Annotated in this window: 21 protein-coding genes; 19 read left to right on the top strand and 2 right to left on the bottom strand. The window is 45.9% G+C overall.

Annotation, left to right across the window (positions count from 1 at the left end; translation table 11 throughout):
- The first annotated feature begins 44 nt into the window (after positions 1-44).
- From ftsY to Q0V21_RS13020, 9 genes are all read left to right on the top strand, one after another.
- Entirely contained in the window at positions 45-1,058 is a 1,014-nt protein-coding gene (gene ftsY, locus Q0V21_RS13060) for a signal recognition particle-docking protein FtsY (RefSeq protein ID WP_094936423.1), read from the top strand.
- Between the two features lie 133 nt (positions 1,059-1,191).
- Positions 1,192-1,839 (top strand): PAQR family membrane homeostasis protein TrhA, encoded by a 648-nt coding sequence (trhA, locus tag Q0V21_RS13055; protein ID WP_024630181.1) that lies wholly within the window; start codon positions 1,192-1,194, stop codon positions 1,837-1,839.
- A 259-nt stretch (positions 1,840-2,098) separates the two neighbouring features.
- Complete coding sequence (locus tag Q0V21_RS13050; protein WP_024630182.1) at positions 2,099-2,449, top strand: putative DNA-binding protein; 351 nt, start codon at positions 2,099-2,101, stop codon at positions 2,447-2,449.
- Positions 2,450-2,514: 65 nt separating this feature from the next.
- A complete protein-coding gene (ffh, locus tag Q0V21_RS13045) occupies positions 2,515-3,891 on the top strand; it encodes a signal recognition particle protein (RefSeq protein ID WP_301879266.1) in 1,377 nt (458 codons plus the stop codon).
- A 54-nt stretch (positions 3,892-3,945) separates the two neighbouring features.
- Complete coding sequence (rpsP, locus tag Q0V21_RS13040; RefSeq protein WP_024630184.1) at positions 3,946-4,218, top strand: 30S ribosomal protein S16; 273 nt, start codon at positions 3,946-3,948, stop codon at positions 4,216-4,218.
- Between the two features lie 23 nt (positions 4,219-4,241).
- Positions 4,242-4,472 carry a KH domain-containing protein gene (locus Q0V21_RS13035; protein WP_024630185.1) on the top strand — a complete coding sequence of 77 codons (231 nt, stop codon included), beginning with the start codon at positions 4,242-4,244 and terminating at the stop codon, positions 4,470-4,472.
- A 240-nt stretch (positions 4,473-4,712) separates the two neighbouring features.
- Positions 4,713-5,225 (top strand): ribosome maturation factor RimM, encoded by a 513-nt coding sequence (gene rimM / locus Q0V21_RS13030; RefSeq protein ID WP_079347286.1) that lies wholly within the window; start codon positions 4,713-4,715, stop codon positions 5,223-5,225.
- 1 nt (position 5,226) lies between these two features.
- On the top strand, positions 5,227-5,994 hold the full coding sequence (gene trmD / locus Q0V21_RS13025) for a tRNA (guanosine(37)-N1)-methyltransferase TrmD (protein WP_079347002.1): 768 nt from the start codon (positions 5,227-5,229) through the stop codon (positions 5,992-5,994).
- Between the two features lie 213 nt (positions 5,995-6,207).
- Positions 6,208-7,464, top strand: a complete 1,257-nt coding sequence (locus Q0V21_RS13020) for a hypothetical protein (RefSeq protein ID WP_301879260.1) — start codon at positions 6,208-6,210, stop codon at positions 7,462-7,464.
- Position 7,465: 1 nt separating this feature from the next.
- Here the strand turns inward: Q0V21_RS13020 and Q0V21_RS13015 are convergent, their stop codons facing one another.
- A complete protein-coding gene (locus Q0V21_RS13015; RefSeq protein ID WP_079346998.1) occupies positions 7,466-8,431 on the bottom strand; it encodes a polysaccharide deacetylase family protein in 966 nt (321 codons plus the stop codon).
- Positions 8,432-8,766: 335 nt separating this feature from the next.
- Here Q0V21_RS13015 and rplS point away from each other — a divergent pair, with 335 nt between their 5' ends.
- The 10 genes from rplS to Q0V21_RS12965 all read left to right on the top strand — a co-directional run bounded on the left by rplS (position 8,767) and on the right by Q0V21_RS12965 (position 17,681).
- Positions 8,767-9,108 (top strand): 50S ribosomal protein L19, encoded by a 342-nt coding sequence (gene rplS, locus Q0V21_RS13010; protein ID WP_024630190.1) that lies wholly within the window; start codon positions 8,767-8,769, stop codon positions 9,106-9,108.
- 256 nt (positions 9,109-9,364) lie between these two features.
- Positions 9,365-9,985, top strand: coding sequence for a signal peptidase I (gene lepB / locus Q0V21_RS13005; RefSeq protein ID WP_024630191.1), 621 nt, complete (start codon positions 9,365-9,367; stop codon positions 9,983-9,985).
- A gap of 167 nt (positions 9,986-10,152) precedes the next feature.
- Positions 10,153-11,016: a ribosome biogenesis GTPase YlqF gene (gene ylqF / locus Q0V21_RS13000; RefSeq protein ID WP_301879259.1), complete on the top strand. Its 864-nt coding sequence runs from the start codon at positions 10,153-10,155 to the stop codon at positions 11,014-11,016.
- A 400-nt stretch (positions 11,017-11,416) separates the two neighbouring features.
- A complete protein-coding gene (locus tag Q0V21_RS12995) occupies positions 11,417-12,121 on the top strand; it encodes a ribonuclease HII (protein ID WP_024630193.1) in 705 nt (234 codons plus the stop codon).
- A gap of 31 nt (positions 12,122-12,152) precedes the next feature.
- A complete protein-coding gene (locus Q0V21_RS12990; protein ID WP_301879258.1) occupies positions 12,153-14,201 on the top strand; it encodes a DNA ligase in 2,049 nt (682 codons plus the stop codon).
- Positions 14,198-14,506 (top strand): EscU/YscU/HrcU family type III secretion system export apparatus switch protein, encoded by a 309-nt coding sequence (locus tag Q0V21_RS12985; RefSeq protein ID WP_024630195.1) that lies wholly within the window; start codon positions 14,198-14,200, stop codon positions 14,504-14,506. The genes Q0V21_RS12990 and Q0V21_RS12985 overlap by 4 nt, the downstream gene beginning before the upstream one ends.
- Positions 14,500-14,898 carry a YraN family protein gene (locus Q0V21_RS12980; protein ID WP_079346990.1) on the top strand — a complete coding sequence of 133 codons (399 nt, stop codon included), beginning with the start codon at positions 14,500-14,502 and terminating at the stop codon, positions 14,896-14,898. Before Q0V21_RS12985 ends, Q0V21_RS12980 begins: the two co-directional genes overlap by 7 nt.
- Positions 14,899-15,423: 525 nt before the next feature.
- On the top strand, positions 15,424-15,585 hold the full coding sequence (locus Q0V21_RS12975; RefSeq protein WP_301245952.1) for a paeninodin family lasso peptide: 162 nt from the start codon (positions 15,424-15,426) through the stop codon (positions 15,583-15,585).
- A gap of 66 nt (positions 15,586-15,651) precedes the next feature.
- Positions 15,652-16,863, top strand: coding sequence for a carboxypeptidase-like regulatory domain-containing protein (locus Q0V21_RS12970; RefSeq protein WP_301879257.1), 1,212 nt, complete (start codon positions 15,652-15,654; stop codon positions 16,861-16,863).
- 266 nt (positions 16,864-17,129) lie between these two features.
- Entirely contained in the window at positions 17,130-17,681 is a 552-nt protein-coding gene (locus tag Q0V21_RS12965) for a nitroreductase family protein (RefSeq protein WP_301879256.1), read from the top strand.
- Between the two features lie 222 nt (positions 17,682-17,903).
- Here Q0V21_RS12965 and Q0V21_RS12960 read toward each other — a convergent pair whose 3' ends face one another.
- The gene (locus tag Q0V21_RS12960) at positions 17,904-19,508 is read right to left on the bottom strand and encodes a YifB family Mg chelatase-like AAA ATPase (protein ID WP_301879255.1); all 1,605 of its coding nucleotides are present in this window, start codon (positions 19,506-19,508) and stop codon (positions 17,904-17,906) included.
- Positions 19,509-19,598: the final 90 nt, after the last annotated feature.

Raw genomic sequence — 19,598 nt, 5'->3', positions numbered from 1 at the left:
CTAATATCATTTAAACCAAGAAATGTACACGATGGAGGGGCTTTATGAGTTTTTTTAAAAAGCTGAGAGACAGCATTGCAAGCAAAACGGAGTCAGTTACCAAACAGTTCAAGGACGGATTGGAAAAGACACGTAAAGGCCTTGTGGAGAAAGTATCGGACCTCGTCATCCGTCGCAAAAAAATCGACGAAGAATTCTATGAAGAGTTGGAAGAGATTCTGATTGGGGCCGACGTAGGTGTTAATACGGTCATGAAATTGATCGAAGATCTGCGTGACGAAGTCAAAAAACGCAAAATTGAAGATGCAGCTGAATTACAGCCTGTATTGTCCGAAAAACTGACGGGCTTACTTCGTGGTGAGCAGAATAATGAACTGAAAATGAATCCGGATGGGATCACGGTCATTTTGTTTGTTGGTGTTAATGGTGTTGGTAAAACAACAACGATTGGCAAGCTGGCCCATCGCTTCAAACAGCAGGGTAAAAAGGTCATCATGGCAGCAGGAGATACATTCCGCGCCGGAGCGATTGAGCAACTCGAAGTATGGGGACAACGTGCTGGTGTGGAAGTTATCAAGCAACAATCGGGTTCTGACCCTGCCGCTGTAATGTATGATGCCGTACAGGCTGCAAAACAACGGGGTGCTGATGTGTTGCTCTGTGATACAGCGGGCCGTCTGCAAAACAAATCGAATCTGATGGACGAACTTAACAAAATCTATCGTGTTATTCAACGTGAAATTCCGGAAGCACCTCATGAAGTATTAATGGTGCTGGATGCAACTACAGGTCAGAATGCACTGAATCAGGCCAAACTCTTCGGAGAGAAGAGCGGGGTAACCGGATTAGTGTTGACGAAGCTGGATGGTACCGCAAAAGGTGGTATTGTTGTTGCGATTCGTCAGGAGCTGGATCTGCCTGTGAAGCTGGTCGGACTCGGTGAGAAGATCGATGATCTGCAGCCATTTGATTCAGAGCAATTCGTGCATGCGTTGTTCTCGGGATTGATCCAGGAACAGCCAGAGCAAAGCACAGAAGAAGAGGAATCCAATTCGTAGTCGTTAAATAAATCAATGTTTTTGACCGTATTGCCACTGATATACGTGATAAGTGTCACGTGTTATATCAGTGGCAATACGTGTATAATAAAATAAAACAGGCAATTCCTCAGGATTAGAAAGGACGGTTGAAATGGCCAACACCTATACCTATTCCCGCCGTGAAGAAGTCGCCAATGCGGTGACACATGGTATCGGCGCTGCGCTCAGTGTAGCTGCACTGGTGCTATTGATTGTAGTTTCCAGTATGAAAGGCACAGCCTGGCATGTGGTCAGTTTCACGATCTACGGGATCACGATGCTGCTGCTTTATACAAGCTCAACACTCGTGCATGCTTGGAAAGATGGCAAAGTAAAAGATTTGTTTGAAATTTTTGACCATTCTTCAATTTATTTGTTTATTGCGGGATCATACACTCCGCTATTGTTTATTGCTGTTCGCGGCACGCTTGGCTGGAGCTTGTTCGGTGTGATCTGGGCAATTGCATTATTCGGCGTGATCTTTAAGGCGTTTTTTACGAAAAAGTTCCTATTCATGTCCACGATTTTCTATATTGCGATGGGCTGGCTCATCATTATTGCTTGGCAACCGCTTGTGGCTGCCATTCCTACAGGCGGAATCGTGCTGCTGGTTGCTGGAGGACTGATGTATACGCTAGGTACACTTTTTTATGTGTGGCGTGGTTTTCCGTACCACCATGCGATCTGGCATCTGTTTGTGCTGGCAGGCAGTATTCTTCATTTCTTTATGGTATTAATATACCTGACTCCTCTTCGTTAGGGGCGGGAGGTCATGTGAAACGAATCGGCTCCACCTGGGGAGACGCATTCGTTTTTTGTTCTATATAAAGGACAAAGCAGGCTGTAATTTACAGTAGATGAATGGCTGAGATCAACCCTGTAGGCACGAAATATGAGCTCCAGATGCACGTTTTTATTGTGACAAGTATTTTTGCTTGACAACCTGATTTGTTTTAGGTATTATTAGGAACGTTGCAAGAGTGTAAAGTGTTTTTCCTTGACGAAGGGAGTGCCCCGTTATGAGTCAAGAAAACCGGCTTGAGAAGACAAACCGGATTAACTTGCTGTTTGCTTTCTATGAAAGCTTACTTACCGAGAAACAGCAGACTTTTCTAAAGTATTACTTTCATGATGATTTTTCGCTGGGCGAGATTGCAGCCGAGTTTGAGATCAGCCGCCAGGCGGTATACGAGCATATCAAGCGTGCCGAACAAATGCTGGAAAATTACGAAAGCAAGCTTGGCTTGCTGGAGAAGCACGAACGGCGCAACCGTAATCTTGAAGATTTGCAAAATGCATTGGAGCGCGCAGGCGTTTCCATTGATAACAACCAACAAATAAACGATATTGTTCATCAGCTCAGAGAATAGTTCGTAAGAGTTGAACGAAACGTATCAGTCCTGAAAACAGTATTACAGCTTAAGGAGGTGGGATCATGGCATTTGAAGGATTAACGACCCGATTGCAGAATGTGTTCAGCAAGCTGCGCGGCAAAGGCAAGGTGTCTGATGAAGATGTTGCCGAAGCTATGCGCGAGGTACGTCTGGCATTGCTCGAAGCGGATGTAAACTTCAAAGTGGTCAAGGAATTCATCGCCAAGGTGAAAGAGAAGGCTGTTGGCAAAGAAGTGATGGAGAGCTTCACGCCCGGAATGGTCATTATCGACATTGTAAACAAGGAACTGACGGATTTGATGGGTGGAAGCCAGTCGAAGCTGGCCAAAGCCAACAAACCGCCTACGGTACTGATGATGGTTGGTTTGCAGGGTGCGGGTAAAACGACGACATCCGGTAAACTGGCCAAGATGCTGCAAAAGCAAAACAGCAGACCGTTACTTGTTGCAGGAGATATTTATCGTCCAGCAGCGATCAAGCAGTTGCAAGTGCTCGGCGAGCAGATCAAAGCGCCGGTATTTACACTGGGAGATCAGACAAGCCCTGTAGAGATCGCACGTCAGGGTCTGCAGTATGCCAAGGATAACGGTAATGATTATGTCATCATCGATACAGCTGGACGTCTGCATGTCGATGAAGAATTGATGGAAGAACTTCGTCAGATTCACAGCGTAGTGAATCCGGATGAAGTATTGCTTGTCGTGGACAGCATGACAGGTCAGGATGCAGTTAATGTGGCAGAACACTTTAACCAGCAGCTTGATCTGACAGGTGTGGTTCTGACCAAGCTTGATGGAGATACTCGTGGTGGTGCCGCGCTTTCTGTTAAAGCCGTCACTGGTTGTTCGATCAAGTTTGCCTCCCTTGGAGAGAAACTGGACGCACTTGAGCCTTTCCATCCAGAGCGTATGGCTTCCCGTATTCTTGGTATGGGTGACATGCTCTCTCTGATCGAGAAGGCACAGTCCAACATTGATACCGAAAAAGCCAAGGAAATGGAACGGAAGATGCGTAATGCAGAATTCACGTTCGAAGATTTCCTGGAGCAAATGGATCAAGTGAAAAAGCTGGGACCAATCGATCAGATTATGGATATGATTCCTGGCATGGGCAAGATGAAACAAGCCAAGGACCTGAAGGTTGATGATAAACAGATGGGCCGGATCGAAGCGATCGTGTACTCCATGACGACCGAAGAGAAACGTAACCCGGATATGATCAACCATAGCCGCCGGAAGCGGATTGCTACAGGTAGTGGAACATCCCTGGCTGAAGTAAATCGTCTGATCAAGCAGTTTGATGAGATGCGCCGCATGATGAAACAGTTCTCGGATATGATGGGACCTAAAGGCGGCAAAAATAAAGCGATGAAGCAGCTTAAGGGTCTGGGTAAAGGAATGAAGTTTCCTTTCCGTTGATTTCAATTGCAGCTGAACGATATACAGATTTCATTGAAGGAGGTGAATTTTCAAATGGCAGTTCGTATTCGTCTGAAACGTATGGGTGCTCACAAAGCTCCTTTCTACCGCGTAGTGGTATCGGATTCCCGTTCCCCACGTGACGGTCGTTTTATCGAGGAGATCGGTTACTACAACCCGGTTGAACAACCGGCTGTTGTTAAGATCGATGAAGATAAAGCATTGCAATGGCTTCAAAACGGTGCGCAAGCATCCGACACTGTCCGCAACTTGCTGAGCAAAGCGGGCGTGATGAAGAAGTTCCACGAGTCTAAATTGACTAAATAAGGTGCTGATTCGGAGGGTCATCTATGGAAGAATTAGTAAGCATAATTGCTAAGGCTTTGGTCGATCATCCGGAAGATGTGGCGGTTCGGACGGTTGAGAAAGATCGGCTTGTCGTATATGAGTTAACCGTTCATCCTGACGATGTTGGGAAAGTGATTGGTAAACAGGGACGAATCGCAAAGTCTCTTCGTACGGTCGTCACATCAGCAGCAGTTAAGATGGATAAACGGGTAACCGTCGATATCATATCTTAAAGATATACGAAAGGGGGTTAGGATGCATGTCCTAGCCCCTTTTCGTGCATGCTGAAACTTAAATAATAGGATTGAAATAGCTCGTCAAGTATGATTATCTGCGGAAGTAGTGAAGGGTACGGAATCGATTCTGAAGAAGCGTTAAGATAACAGCGATCCGAAGAACGGTCCATAACCGGAACGGTCGCAGGGAGATCATCACATATGAGTACCAATATGAATGGATTGCAGGAGGAACTTATGGCAGAATTTATGAATGTAGGGAAGATCGTCAATACGCATGGCATTCGCGGTGAGTTGAGAATTATGCCTTTAACCGATTTTCCGGAAGTACGGTTCGCTAAAGATGCGGAACTGTTTCTTTTTACACCGGATAATCATCCCGTATTAGTTAATGTGGAATCTGCGCGTTTGCATAAAAATATGTACATTCTTCGTCTGAAAGAATACGGAAATATCAATGAAGTCGAAAAGTTCAAGGGTGGCATGGCCAAAGTATTGAAAGAAAACTTGGCTGAGCTGGAAGAGAACGAATACTACTTCCACCAAATTGTTGGGTGTTCGGTTATTACAGATGAAGGCGAAACACTTGGAACGATCACTGAGATTTTGACTCCTGGAGCGAATGATGTATGGGTTGTCAAAACACCAGCAGGCAAAGAAATTCTGCTTCCGGTCATTGATGATGTTGTTCTTGACGTAGACGTTGCTCAGCAGCAGGTCAAGATTCACCTGATGGAAGGGCTGCTGTAACATGAAAGTGGATGTATTAACCCTATTCCCGGAAATGTTTGAAGGCGTGTTTGGGACGAGCATTCTCGGCAAAGCCCAAACCAAGGGGCTTGTATCCCTGGGAGCAACAAACTTTCGGAATTATGCCACCAACAAACATAACACAGTCGACGATGCACCTTACGGTGGAGGTGGGGGTATGGTATTAAAGCCAGATCCAATCTTTGCTGCTGTCGAGGATGTATTGGAGCAACGTGGCGAAGCCGCGGCAACGATGAAACCGCCACGTATTATTCTCATGTGCCCACAAGGGGAGACGTTCACACAGGCAAAAGCAGAAGAACTTGTTCAGGAGGATCATCTGATTTTTATTTGCGGACATTATGAAGGCTACGATGAGCGTATCCGTGAGTTTCTCGTGACAGACGAATTGTCGATTGGTGATTACGTGTTGACGGGTGGCGAGCTGCCTGCGATGGTGGCGATTGACAGTATTGTGCGCCTTATTCCGGGTGTGCTGGGTAATGAGACAAGTGCTGTAACGGATTCATTCAGTACCGGATTGCTCGAATACCCACACTACACACGTCCTCCCGAATTCAGAGGCATGAAGGTGCCGGATATGCTGTTATCCGGACATCATCTAAATATTGAGGCGTGGCGCAGGGAGCAGTCCTTGCTTCGTACGTTGGAACGCAGACCGGATCTGTTGGAAACGGCGGATTTGACGGACAAAGAACGAATTTGGCTAAACAAGCTGCGTTCCGAACGTGAAAAGAGTGCAGAGTAATTTAATATCTCGTGTAAGCACGGAATAAAAACTAATGTAAAAGCTTGAAAGGTCAGCCTTGTGATATAAAGGTTGGCCTTTTTTGTATAGAACATTTTTGCCACATTGGACTTTTTTGCATGTTCCGAAATAGGGTTGTTTAAATTGGGAAATATCTTTATTGTAATCTCAGCTAGAAGCGTATGAAGACGATATGCTGAGGAGGAAGAAGATATGGATCATCAGCCTTATGAAATTGGTAGAGTGAATATTAGCAAAGCAGGAGAGCGCTGCAAGATGCTTCTGGGCGATCTGAATGGAGATGGCAGGCTTGAGATGCTGTTGGTGCAGGCAGATGGAGGCATAGACGATCGTTACGTTCCGCATCAGGTATGCTGTTTGTCGGCATATGATTTGGATGGAACATTAATTTGGCAGGTCGGAACACCGGATCCGGATGCAGGGGGTCCAGGGTCAGACTATCCTGCTCAGATCGCAGATTGGGATGGGGACGGAAATAATGAAGTGCTGTGTGTAATGAACAAGCAATTTCTTATTCTGGACGGAAGAACGGGAGAGATAAAGAAACGTCATGATCTGCCTGGAGAACAAGCGCATGACTGTATTATTCTTGCCAACCTCACTGGAGAGCTACACAGAATGGATATCCTGCTGAAGGATCGTTATAAGACGTTATGGGCATTAGACCATGATTTCAATTTGTTGTGGAAGCACGAAGGCAATATAGGTCATTTTCCGTGGGTTTACGATATCGATGGGGATGGCAAGGATGAAGTGATGGCCGGGTATGACATGCTGGATCATGATGGAACATTATTATGGTCCTGTCAGAATCTTGATGATCACGCAGACTGTATATGGTTTGGCGATGTGGACGGGGATGGGGAGGTTGAAATTGTTATCGGTGGCAGTGTCACAGTGATGATGGATCGGTATGGTAATGAGATATGGCGTTATAAGGATTCGATTGAATCACAGCATATCGCATTGGGGAAATTTTGTTCGGGAAGGCTAGGTTTACAGATTGCAGGCCTGGATCGGATTATTCGTGGCGACGAAAATGGCAAGGATGGAATGTTTATGCTGGATAGCGAAGGAAAAGAACTATGGAAAGAAGATCGTAAAACTCGTGGATGGTTAACGATTATCGAGCCTGTACAGAACTGGGATGATAGCGGGCCTGACTACATCTTGGCTTATCGTCGAGGTGGGGGCGTTTTACCATCTTTGGTCAATGGTCACATGCAAACGGTTGCAGTATTTGAAAAAGAGGGCTATGCCGTACATGCTGACTTGTGTCAGAGCGGCAGGGAACAGATCATCATCTATGATGCACATGAGGCAGTAATCTATTCCAGCTCAGTGATGGATATAACTACTCCAACCGCTTTGGACATAAAAAGAGCCCAGCTTCAGCCGAAAAGACTGTATAGCTCGACTCTTTATCCGGGCGGGGAAGTTTCAATCTAGCCTAATGACTGATCTCTACGACAGGAAGGATTTCCTGTTGGTTTGATTCAGGGTGGAGCAATGCAGCCAAGTCAGTTCCGGTCGTAACCGTTAATCGTGGGAGCTTCATGGGATTATCCCCGGGTCGAACAAAACCTGAACGTACGGAAAAGGCCATGCGATACCCATTTTTCTGCAGTTGATAGATCATCTGCGTGCTGGTATAACCGAAAGGATAGGCCATATACGGCGTGTCTATACCGGTTTCCTTCATTAGTTTGACGTCATCATTCAGCAGACTTGTGTCGAGTCCGACGGGCACGTTGTCACCGCAACGCATATATCCCTTGTGATGCAGATTATAGGTATGGCTATTGAACTCAAAAACGTCCTTAGCGGCCTGCATCTCCTGTTTGGAGATAAACGTTTTTTTGTCTGGATCAAAAGCCGAAGGCTGATCCTGAATTTTGCTGCCGATGACAAACAGGGAAGCATGGAAATTATATTTTTTGAGCACAGGGTAGGCTAAAGTATAATTGTTCTGGTAACCATCATCAAAGGTGATGACAATAGACTTTTGGGGCAGGGAGATCTGTCCATTCACGTATTGCTCAAGCTGCTCCAGTGTTATTGTGTTGTAACCTTCTTCATGCAGATATTTCATGTTTTCTTCGAAGTCTTCCAGATTAATGATCGATTTGTTGTTTTTTTCATGGTTGTTGATTTTGGGCTGTATGTAATGATACATCAGTACAGGTACTTCAGTAGCCGAACCTTGTGCGATGTGAAAGGTAGCCTGATCAAGTACAGGTTTGCTGGAATACTCGGAGTGAGACATTAGAAATGCCTTACGTTTTACCATATCCCAGGACGTGCATGCTTTGTGGGACATTGCATTGGTAGGATGTGTTACCGCATACGCATACATTGTAATGGAACAAGTGAGTAGAGCGAGTGCAGCAAGAGCGATTTTTTTGAAGAGTTTCATAAGTCAACAGGTTCTCCTTTTACCATTTCATTTCTTCATGGAATTACATTTTAGATGTATTAGCACGTAATCCAACAAGCTATATCATAGACGATCTTTCTTGACAGAAAGTTACAGTATTTTTTCCGTCTAATGCTTGACTTATTCCAGAATACTAATCATGACGATCCATCGCGGTGGAACTTCTAATTTGTTTATTTTTCCTTGTGTTTTGTTATGGTGCGTGATACAATAAGTCTGTTATGTGGAATACGGCGGTCCTCTATGGATAATGAAGGAGACAAGGTGTTCTCTGGAAGAAGTATGAACGCCTGTACGGAAGGAGGGAGTCATAGATGAATATCGTTCAAGCGATTACACAAGAACAACTTCGTAAGGATATTCCGAGTTTTCGTCCTGGTGACACTTTGAAAGTGCACGTTAAGGTAATCGAGGGAACTCGTGAGCGTATCCAATTGTTCGAAGGTGTTGTGATTAAACGCCGTGGTGGTGGAATCAGTGAGACTTTTACAGTTCGTAAAATTTCTTACGGTGTAGGTGTGGAAAGAGCTTTCCCGCTTCATTCCCCTAAAATCGATAGAATCGAAGTGGCTCGCCGTGGTAAAGTGCGTCGTGCGAAGCTTTATTATCTTCGTGAACTACGCGGTAAAGCAGCGAGAATTAAAGAAATTCGTTAATATAACGGATACCGGGGAGGGCTTGGAGACAAGCCCTTTTCGTTTTTGTCCGGGAAAAGTTGAACCGGAGGTGCACTTCCGAGTAAAATGGTATGGCGGCACATGCGCGAATAGTCCGGGAGGCTTGTGAAATCAGTTATTGAAGAACATTTGAATTGTGGATTAAATGTACTGGTAATGCTTGCGTGTAAGATTACATAACTGATGATGTGTAAAAACTGCTATAACATGTACTGTGAAGAGAGGAAGATCATTAATGGAACAGGAAGTTCAACAGGACCAGGGCAATGCTGCCGAAGAGAAAGGCAGTCGATCCAAAAAAGCCAAAAATGAAATTTTCGAATGGCTCAAAGCCATCGTGATTGCACTAGTACTTGTCATTTTAATTCGGTGGTTGCTGTTCAAACCGTTTGTTGTGGACGGGCCTTCCATGCAGCCGAATTTCCATACTGGTGAACGTGTGATCGTCAATGAAATTTTATATGATATCAGGGAACCACAGCGCGGAGAAGTTATCGTATTCCACGTTCCATCTGAAGGCCGTGATTTCATTAAACGTGTCATTGCTGTTGCGGGCGATACCGTTGAGGTTCAGGACGATACGGTTCTGGTCAATGGTAAGAAAGTCGATGAGACTTACATTCAGGGAGCCATCGATGCTGCTGAAGCGAACGGTGGAACCTACAACGTGAAGGACTTCCCTAATGAGCAATTCCCGGATGGGAAAGTACCTGAAGGTCATGTTTTTGTAATGGGGGATAACCGCCCGAACAGTACGGATAGCCGGATGATCGGTTATGTGTCACTGACGGATATTGTAGGTCGTGCAGATGTGATTTTCTGGCCGATCGGCGATATCAAGTGGATTAACCATTAATATGAATGCAGGATATACAAGCAAAATATAAAATATACACTAAAACGTAGAGGGCAGAGATAATCTGGGGATAATAATGACCGGAAGATTATTTTGCCAGCGAAGTGATGCGGTGTGGATGTTATAGTTAAAGCTTGTATATCAACAAATAATGAGGTGAAGACAAGGTGACGATTCAATGGTTTCCAGGTCATATGACCCGAGCCAGACGCCAGATTCAGGATAAGTTAAAGCTGATTGACGTGGTCATCGAACTGCTGGATGCCCGTCTGCCTGTCTCCAGCCGCAACCCGATGATTGATGAGATTTTACAGGGCAAACCCCGGATGATTTTGTTGAATAAATCTGACTTGGCGGATCCAAAAGTGACGCAAGAATGGATTGAATATTTCAAAAAAGAGGGAATCACGGCTTTTCCTGTAGATGCTTCAACAGGTACCAACGTGAAAGACATACCAACACAAGCGAAGCTTCTCCTTAAAGAAAAAATTGACCGTCAAATAGCTAAAGGGATTAACCCTCGAGCGGTTCGTGGACTGATTGTTGGTATTCCAAACGTGGGTAAATCCACGCTTATTAACCGACTGGCTGGACGGAGCATTGCGGCAACGGGAGATCGTCCTGGTGTAACAAAGGGACAACAGTGGATCAAAGTGGGTAAAGAAATGGAACTGCTGGATACCCCGGGTATTCTTTGGCCAAAATTCGAAGATCAAAACGTGGGTTATCGTCTTGCGGTAACGGGTGCAATCAAGGAAGAGATTCTGAATGCTGAAGACATCGCCTTTTTTGGCATTAGTTACCTGATGCGTTATTACTGGGATTCTCTTGAAGAACGATATGGACTTCAGGAGTTCTCTAAGGATGCGGATGATTCAGACAGTGTCGTTGCGATCATGGAACAGGTTGGCCGTATACGTGGTTGTGTTGTGAGTGGTGGGCGTATCGATTTGGAAAAGGCATCGCGAGCATTTCTGCGTGAACTGCGTGCGGGCAAAATGGGACGTTTCTCTATGGAAGCTCCTTATTAAATACGAAACAACTGCCGAAAGAAGCGGCCGTTACCGGATTACCGGGAGCGGTCGCTTTTTGTCATACTGGAATTCAAAATAAAGGAGTTTTGCTAGAGCTGGAAGGTGATTCTAGTAAATTGCACTTTATGGTATTGTTTTGTACGTATATCTGAGGATTGTAAATCATGCTATGATGAGTGATAAAGATTTAGCCTGCTCAATACTAAATATCTTCAATTTAAGCCATCAGATACCGATAAAATAATAACTCATCATCGTATTATCTATAGGCTTCACGGAAATTTATGTCTTGTTTAATTGGATTTGATAGAACAAAAATCGGGAATCTACGTCTATATAATAAATGATATAAAAGTGATGCGTTGAAGCAAGAGTGGGCAGAGGAGATGACACTGTAATGAATGATATGAATGAGATAACTGATTTGACACAGTTGGATGCCCTGGTTGAACCCAAAAAGAAGAAAAAGGAATGGGTCGAACCCAAAGATCTGCTAATCTATGAGCGTGAATATTGGGAAAGCGGATTTGAACGGATTGCCGGAATTGATGAGGTTGGACGGGGTTGTTTATTTGGAGATGTCGTAGCCGCAGCCGTTATTTTGCCTCGGGATCTGATTCTGGAAGGGGTTAATGATTCTAAGAAATTAACGGAGAAAAAGCGAGACGCATTATATGACATCATTATGGAAAAGGCATTGTCAGTAGGGATCGGATATGCTGATGCGGAAACGATTGATCAACTGAATATTAAACAGGCTGCAAGGCTTGCCATGAAACGTGCAGTAGAAGCGCTTGAGGGTGTGCCGGACTATCTGTTGGTAGATGCTGAAAAGGTAGATGTGCATATACCTCAGTTGTCCATTATTAAAGGCGATGCAAACAGTCAATCCATTGCGGCAGCATCCATTATTGCGAAGGTTACCCGGGATCGGCTTTGCAAAGAGGACTGGGATACGTTATATCCGGAATATGGCTTATCAATACATAAGGGATATGCAACGAAATTTCATCGTGAACAAATTATGGCTCTGGGTGCTACACCCATGCACCGTCGCAGTTTTCTCGGCAATTTGCTCGGAGAGCAGCACACTTTATTTTAATTAGACCACACAGGGAGGGAGGGTGAAGGGTTTGAATATAGGTTCCGTGATTCGTGGTTTGCTGGGGGATAGTAAACCGGGAAATGCCAAACCGCTGGAGTTAAAGGAAGGTCAGGTTGTACGAGGGTCCGTAGTTAGTGTATCCGATGATGGAGCAGATGCGGTTCTTCAAATTCAGGGTGTACAGGTGCGAGCAAAACTGGAAACCCCGCTTCGACCAGGTGAAACAACACTGCTTCAGGTCCAGCCTCCAGGTGAGAATGGAGTAACGGTCATGAAGCCGCTCACGGGCACATTGGCAGAACTTCCACAGGCTTCTTTGAACAATTTGCTTCAGGAGGTAGGTTTGCCGGATACCAAAGGTAATCGTGAACTATTGTTATCCATGCAGCGAAGCGGGTTACCTTTAACCAAGGATAATGTAGCTATGGTTCAAAATATGATGACAGCTAAACCTGCACAGGTGCCTGTCGAAGAATGGGTGCAGGCGACAGGTATTGCATTTCAGCGTGGTCTTCCGGTTACGGCGGAAACTGTAAAGGGCTTGCATCAGGCTGTATTTGGTCCGCCACTACATCAGTTGTTAAAGGGTTTGGCTGAACAGTTGGAATCCATGCTGACCCAAACAGCGGGCAAACCGGCAGGTAGTGGAGAACGGGCAGCCACGATGAGACCATCCGTTATGGGAGGATTGGCTGTACCGTTAAGCGTAGAGCAGACGGGAGAAACGTTAGGTCCGTCAGGCGGTGCGCGAGTGACAGGAGGAACGTCTGGCTTGACAGGGCAACTCGTGCCTGGGACACCTGCAGGTGCTGCTCCAGTGGCTGATGGATCAGAGGAAGCTGCGGGTAATGCGGTGAAAGGTAATGGGCAGACAAGTACAGGTTCGGTAAATGCGGAAGCTACTGGAATGAAGTCAGGGGCCAGCAATATTGAAACTGCTGGCAAGGTTGGTGCAGGTATTCCGGCGGGAACCGGAATACCTGGTGAGAGCCCGCGTGCATCTGATGCGGGCGTTGCGGGGAGCCGCCCGGGCACACCGGGGGCGGCTGTGGATACTGCGGCTGGCCGTGTGATTACGGTCCAGCCTGAGGGGAACGCGGCCGGTCGAGTGGACGGCCGCGGTGAAACGCCTGCTGCTGCGGTGCTTTCTGCCGCAGCAGGACAGGCGGCGCCAGCAGCTCCATCGGCAGCGCAGCTGGCGCCCAAGCTGCTGGCGCTGCTGGACGCGCTGCGCAGCGCGTCCACAGCCGCACCGGCACAGCCCGGTGCGGCGACACTGGCCGCCCCTGCATCGCAGGGCGGCCAGGCGGCTGCGGCTGCCGGAGGCGTGCCGCAGCCTTTGCCAGCCGGCGCGGATGCGCTGCCGGCTGGCGGTAGTGCCGCAGCACCTGGGGGAGCTGCGGCGGCGCCTGTCACCCACGAGGGGGATCCGTGGGTGGGGCGCGTGTTGAAGCTGCTCGGTGCAGAGCACGAGCAGCAGGCAGTGCACGGCGCGGCTGCGCAGGCGCGCGTGGGGGATGTGGCGAGTCCGGGAACCACGGACTCGCTGAAGGGCTTGCTGCTGCAGCTTGCCAGCAGCGACGGTGCACCGGCGGCGCTCAAGGATGCCGCCGGACAGGCCGTGCAATTTCTGACAGGTCAGCAGTTATTGCTGACAACGGATCGCAGTGCTGCTTTTGCCCAGATGCACTGGTTTATCCCCATTACGGGACCCGATGGAGAAGAGACAGCTTCTGTCCAGATACAGTCCCGACGGGGGCAACGCGGGGAGCTGGATGCTTCCAACTGCCGCCTGTGGTTTGATCTGGATATGAAAAGTCTCGGTCCAACGCTGGTGGATGTGCATGTTGTCAATAATATCGTCAGTCTTCGCGTCCTGAATGATCGTGAAGGAATGGGATTGCTTCTGGAAAGTGGGCGTGAAGAGATCCACCGGGCGTTGGACAAGCTGGGCTATCAGCTGCTGACCTTCAAGGCAGAACCATGGCCTGTGGGCCAGGAACCGGGTGCTGAACGGAAAATGACTGCCTCGGACTACAGTCCTGAACGATACAAAGGGGTGGACATGCGGGTATGAAAGAGGATTCGCAACCGGACCTGATCTCCAAAAAGGCCGTTGCATTAAAATATGTACCTGGTGAGAGTGAAGCGCCAGTCGTGGTGGCCAAAGGCCGTGGCAAAGTGGCAGAAGCCATCTTGGATAAAGCCAAGGAAAATGGTGTTCCTGTTCAGGAGGATGCTGCACTTGTCGAAGTGTTATCCAAGCTGGATCTGGATGAACAGATTCCGTCGGAGCTGTATCAACTGGTGGCCGAAGTGTTAACCTATATTTATCGAGCTGACCGTCTGGCTTCTGGACGAGAGGAAGAGGATTCATGGTAGAGCGCAGATCAGAAGAGGGTCCAGCTTCAAAACTGACACGTCAGCAAAAGGGACGATTGGGTGAAGAAGCTGCTTGCGACTGGCTTCGGGAGCATCATTATCGGATTCTCCGTCAAAATTGGCGTTGCCGAAGCGGAGAGATTGATATCGTTGCTGCCCATGAAGGCATGATCATTTTTATTGAAGTCCGGAGTAGAAGCGGAACTGGAAAGTATGGAACACCCCAGGAGTCGGTAGATATCCGTAAAATGCAGCAGGTACGTGCAACCGCATCTGTATATTTGCAAATGACGGGAGAGACCAATCATCAAATCCGTTTTGATGTGATTGCAGTAATGCTGGATAAAGCGGGCGAAACCGTGTCGGTTGATCATATTATTAATGCATTTTGAGTTGCTACTATATTCGCGATTTATTAGCTGTGTTAACCCACGAGAAAGACACTAGAGAAAGTGTCTCTCTCGTGGGTTATTTTGATTTGGAACCGGTTAGAGGTAAAAAAGAACTTAAGAGCAGCAATACATTACAATACATTAAAATACATTACATTTCATTTCATAAAATAAATACATTTTGTATCAATTTATTGGTAAAATTATTTATTTATCACCGTTGTTTTTACTCCCTTTTCTGATTGTAAACAAGCTATATCTATAAATAATTTTCTGAATAAAAGCTCAAACGATGTGTTTCAATCCAGTCTATGATACTAAGTTACCTGTTATAAAGTGCCCTCTTTCTCCTTACCATGTATATGTCCTATTCAAGTTCGTTTTAATTCTATAAACAATGCAGCTTCGTTGTGTTCTAACTTGTTTCTAGCAGACGAAGAGATTAAAGTTCTTAAAATAAATAGATACAAAATGTATCATTTATAATAAAATGAGAAAAGAAAATTAAAAAAAGAGGTGTGAACTATGAACGAAATTCAATCTGTCGCAGCAATGAAAGAGAAACTGGTGTGGGAGACCCCTCGCATGGAAGTGCTGGATATTAGCGAAACCATGAACGGCGGTGAAGGAATTTGGCAATATGTATGGGGCGGGGAGTTTTGGAAGCTCGAAATGCTAGTTAGTTAGATAGATATAACGATCTCATATTGCCTTAGGACTTACTACTATATTTGGATGAGGTGAACGATTGTCATGAGTAATCAATGGAAATGGATAGTTCGTTTAAGCGTATTATTATTATTTTCCGGAGTGTTTGGTCTGCTGCTTTCTGGAACTACATATGCTGCATCCAAAGATGCTTCTGTGGAGGGGCAAGTTAATCGTCTTGCTCAAACTTCGAAAATTTATGGGAAAATTACTGATAACGATGGTTTTCCAGTGAAAGATGCGAATGTAAATATTACGCAGCAAACTGGTGGGGCACAAAATCAAATAGTAAAGACCGATTCCCAAGGAGATTTTCGTTTTGAAACGGCTATAAGTGAAAGCACTGATTTCTCCATTAAAGCGGTAGCCAAGGGATACTTGGATTCAGGAATGAATTTTAGTTATGTTACCTTGAGTCCGGGGGATACAAAAGAAGTGAATTTAGTACTCTTTGAGCCAGCCACCATCGTAGGTACAGTGACTGACCAATCGGGAAAACCTATTGTGGGTGCGATTGTAAAAGCGACAACGGTAAGCCAAACAATTAAAACAGACAAGAATGGAAACTACGCTATCACGGGGATTAACGCATATCAGACCCAAAACATTAATGTTGAGGTCAATGCGAATGACTATGTTCCTTACACGAAATATGTGACAGTATCCTATGGAACTACGAATAAATTGAATTTCTATCTGCAAGAGGCTGCAGCTATAAACGGCTTGGTCATCGATGAGAGTGGAAAGGGGATCATAGGCGCCAAAGTGACAATCAATGGTTTACAGACAACAACAGACAAACAAGGGAAATATACGATGAAACAGCAGCTTCCGGGAACAAGCACAATCTCTGTTGAAGCGGATGGTTATATCAAGCAAACGATTAGGGTAACTTTGGTGAAAGGACCTAACAATGCATTTGATTTTATTCTCAAGAGCAATGTGGACAAAATCCCGCCTGTAACCAAATATGCTCTAGTTCCCCTGACAGAGGTATCCAGCGGGAAACAATATATTAATGGATTTAATTTTAAGTTAAAGGCAACGGACGAAGTTAACGGATCGGGCTTGAAAATGATCCAGTACAGAATCAATGGAGGGGAATGGCTCACGTTTACCATACCAATAAAAATTTATGCACCTGATGTCAAAACAGTGGAATATTTCAGTACAGATGTCGCCGGCAACCAGGAGAAAATCAACAAAATGGATTTTGTGAATGGGAAGTTTGAAGGAGCAGGGTCATACCCGTATTGATTAAATAGCTACTTATAATGAAGAAAGGCGACGTTGACTCTATGAATCCCTTCACGGGGTAAGAGTCGAAGTCGTCTTTTTGCATCTGAAATGACCAGAACGAAATAATGTTGTCAGCATTCCTTTGAATCCTATGAACCGATCAGTGTATAATCAAGATTGTAATCCAGTTTGCTGCACTATTTGTTTTTTTATAAATGAGTCGATTCACATCGCAGGTTTGAACTGCGGTCACGGATAATTTTTATAATCTGGGAGGCATGGTTATGAGTAAATCTACCCAAACGGGTAACGCTGTAAGAGAAGCCATTGAAAACCGTCGTACCGTCAAAAAATTTAAAAAAGAAGCTGTTCCCACACAGCAGATTGTTGATCTGTTGGACACAGCTGTATGGGCACCCAATCACAAATTGCGTGAGCCTTGGCGGTTTTTGCTATTTAGCGGAGATGGACTGAATAAGCTGGCAGACGCCATAGATGCAGAGATGGGTGAGGATAACAAGTTCTCTGCGAATATCAAGCAAGTCCCATCCGTTATGCTTGTAGTCATGGAAGAAGATCCGCGCCAGAATGTCTGGGATGAAGATTTTGCAGCAGTGAGTGCGTTGGTACAGAACTTCCTACTCGCGGCATGGAGTGAAGACATTGGTACCTTCTGGGTAACCAAGCCTTTCCTGTACGGACCCAAATTCCGTAAGTCCCTTGGCATTCAGGCTGGGGAAAAAATTATCGGCATGGTTTACATGGGGTATCCAGAGGTTATTCCTTCTGCCAAAGAACGTACACCAGCCAAGGACAAGCTGACTATATTTGAATAATTAATATGTTTTACGCTATACAATTCGAACATAATTCTCATGCAATTACCCCTGCACGTTCCCTCTAGTACGGAGGAGACATACTTGCAGGGGTATTTGTATTGTTTTAATTTATGAAACATTAGATTTAAAATCTACTGATATCGCGCTTGAACCCGATCATGGTGCTGAATGGTGATGCATGTATTCCCCTTAAAGCTTTTATTGCTGAAGTGACCTCTCTTAAAATAAATTCAAATCTAACTGGCGATACTGTATCGCTTCAGCCACATGAGCTGTCAAAATTACGCCATTATGGTCCAGGTCAGCGATCGTCTGGGCCATTTTAATAATTCGATCATGTGCACGCATGCTCAGGTTCAGTGCTTGCAGTGTCTGCTGGAGCAGATAGTCTGCTTCATCAGGCAGACGAATCGTTCGACGCAGAAGAGTTCCTGATAGCTGGCTATTCCAGCGAACTGAACTGTTCGCATATCGGGCAGCCTGAATACGATGAGCGTGAATGACTTTGGCCTGCATTTCCGAAGATGAAGGAGAAGCGCCAGCCTTGCGCCACTCACCTGGGGGTGGCACTTCGACCTGAAGGTCGATTCGGTCCAGCAGGGGACCGGAAATTTTGGCTCGGTACGCGGCCACGCGTGCAGGACTGCATATACATCGTTGTTCCTCAGACTGGGCAGAGAGATATCCACAAGGACAGGGATTCATAGAGCAGGCGAGCATAAATTGTGCTGGAAATGTGAACGCTGCTCGCGCGCGGCTTATGGTGACTTTGCGATCCTCCAATGGCTGTCTCAATACTTCAAGGACTTGCCGCTGAAACTCGGGCAGCTCATCCAGAAACAATATACCCCGGTGGGCAAGACTAACTTCGCCCGGCTTGGGAATTCCGCCGCCTCCAATTAGACCGGAAGTGGAAATTGTATGATGTGGTGAACGAAAAGGCCTGTCTGCAACCAGTCCGCGAGAGGTTTCCTTAAGTTTGCCTGCGGCACTTAGCACTTTGGTTACTTCCAGCGCTTCGTCTTCGGACAATGGGGGAAGAATCGTGGGCAGCCGTTTAATTAACATGGTTTTCCCTGTTCCTGGCGGGCCGACCAGCAAAATATTGTGCATCCCTGCTGCGGCAATCATGAGTGCTCGCTTCACATGATGCTGTCCTAACACATCACTATAATCATCCTCCAGGAATGAAGTGTGTTTCGAGCGCTCGTGGTTATTCAAATTTTCGTGATTTGGAATTCGAACAGAAAGGTGAGCGTAGTCTTTTATAACCACAGGCCCCTTATTTGGTATCGTTCCTTTCGTGCTCTTTGCAGCGGTTACACTCTCTGGTACGATATCTTGCAAATGACGAACCCCAAATACTTGAATACCCCGAATTAGCGAAGCCTCTTCCAAATTATCAGCGGGCAGAAGAACAGAGGTAAAGCCTTGCCGTTTTGCCAAATCTACCATGGATAAAATGCCAGGAACAGATCTCACTGAACCGTCCAATGCCAGTTCACCCACTACTAATGTCCGTTCTTGTACAGGAAGTACCAGTTGACCACTTGTCATAAGTAAACCAACAGCAATGGCGAGATCAAAGGAAGCTCCTTCCTTTCGCAGATCCGCAGGGGCCAGATTAATCGTAATCCGTTGTAACGGATACTGATAGCCACAGTTTTTTATAGCCGCACGAACGCGTTCAACCGCTTCACGAATAGCCGAATCCGGCAATCCAATAATAGACGTCTGGGGTAAACCATTCGACAAATCTGTTTCCACTTCAATTAATACTCCGTCAATTCCATATAAACAGGCACTATGCAGTTTTCCATACATAATACAAGAAACACCTCACTTCGTCCTTGGCGCGCATAGTACGGGCCAGTCTACGAATTAAGGTGCTTCCTCAGCTTCTACAAGCATTTT

Source organism: Paenibacillus sp. 11B (assembly GCF_030487755.1).
In the GTDB taxonomy this organism is placed as follows: Bacteria; Bacillota; Bacilli; order Paenibacillales; family Paenibacillaceae; genus Paenibacillus; species Paenibacillus vandeheii.
This window is presented reverse-complemented; position numbering and strand designations above follow the sequence as displayed.

What these genes read in the sequence shown, in the direction of transcription:
- ftsY (WP_094936423.1), top strand. Translation starts at nt 45, where the DNA reads ATGAGTTTTTTTAAAAAGCTGAGAGACAGCATTGCAAGCAAAACGGAG.
- trhA (WP_024630181.1), top strand. Translation starts at nt 1,192, where the DNA reads ATGGCCAACACCTATACCTATTCCCGCCGTGAAGAAGTCGCCAATGCG.
- Q0V21_RS13050 (WP_024630182.1), top strand. Translation starts at nt 2,099, where the DNA reads ATGAGTCAAGAAAACCGGCTTGAGAAGACAAACCGGATTAACTTGCTG.
- ffh (WP_301879266.1), top strand. Translation starts at nt 2,515, where the DNA reads ATGGCATTTGAAGGATTAACGACCCGATTGCAGAATGTGTTCAGCAAG.
- rpsP (WP_024630184.1), top strand. Translation starts at nt 3,946, where the DNA reads ATGGCAGTTCGTATTCGTCTGAAACGTATGGGTGCTCACAAAGCTCCT.
- Q0V21_RS13035 (WP_024630185.1), top strand. Translation starts at nt 4,242, where the DNA reads ATGGAAGAATTAGTAAGCATAATTGCTAAGGCTTTGGTCGATCATCCG.
- rimM (WP_079347286.1), top strand. Translation starts at nt 4,713, where the DNA reads ATGGCAGAATTTATGAATGTAGGGAAGATCGTCAATACGCATGGCATT.
- trmD (WP_079347002.1), top strand. Translation starts at nt 5,227, where the DNA reads ATGAAAGTGGATGTATTAACCCTATTCCCGGAAATGTTTGAAGGCGTG.
- Q0V21_RS13020 (WP_301879260.1), top strand. Translation starts at nt 6,208, where the DNA reads ATGGATCATCAGCCTTATGAAATTGGTAGAGTGAATATTAGCAAAGCA.
- Q0V21_RS13015 (WP_079346998.1), bottom strand. Translation starts at nt 8,431, where the DNA reads ATGAAACTCTTCAAAAAAATCGCTCTTGCTGCACTCGCTCTACTCACT.
- rplS (WP_024630190.1), top strand. Translation starts at nt 8,767, where the DNA reads ATGAATATCGTTCAAGCGATTACACAAGAACAACTTCGTAAGGATATT.
- lepB (WP_024630191.1), top strand. Translation starts at nt 9,365, where the DNA reads ATGGAACAGGAAGTTCAACAGGACCAGGGCAATGCTGCCGAAGAGAAA.
- Q0V21_RS12995 (WP_024630193.1), top strand. Translation starts at nt 11,417, where the DNA reads ATGAATGATATGAATGAGATAACTGATTTGACACAGTTGGATGCCCTG.
- Q0V21_RS12985 (WP_024630195.1), top strand. Translation starts at nt 14,198, where the DNA reads ATGAAAGAGGATTCGCAACCGGACCTGATCTCCAAAAAGGCCGTTGCA.
- Q0V21_RS12980 (WP_079346990.1), top strand. Translation starts at nt 14,500, where the DNA reads ATGGTAGAGCGCAGATCAGAAGAGGGTCCAGCTTCAAAACTGACACGT.
- Q0V21_RS12975 (WP_301245952.1), top strand. Translation starts at nt 15,424, where the DNA reads ATGAACGAAATTCAATCTGTCGCAGCAATGAAAGAGAAACTGGTGTGG.
- Q0V21_RS12970 (WP_301879257.1), top strand. Translation starts at nt 15,652, where the DNA reads ATGAGTAATCAATGGAAATGGATAGTTCGTTTAAGCGTATTATTATTA.
- Q0V21_RS12965 (WP_301879256.1), top strand. Translation starts at nt 17,130, where the DNA reads ATGAGTAAATCTACCCAAACGGGTAACGCTGTAAGAGAAGCCATTGAA.
- Q0V21_RS12960 (WP_301879255.1), bottom strand. Translation starts at nt 19,508, where the DNA reads ATGTATGGAAAACTGCATAGTGCCTGTTTATATGGAATTGACGGAGTA.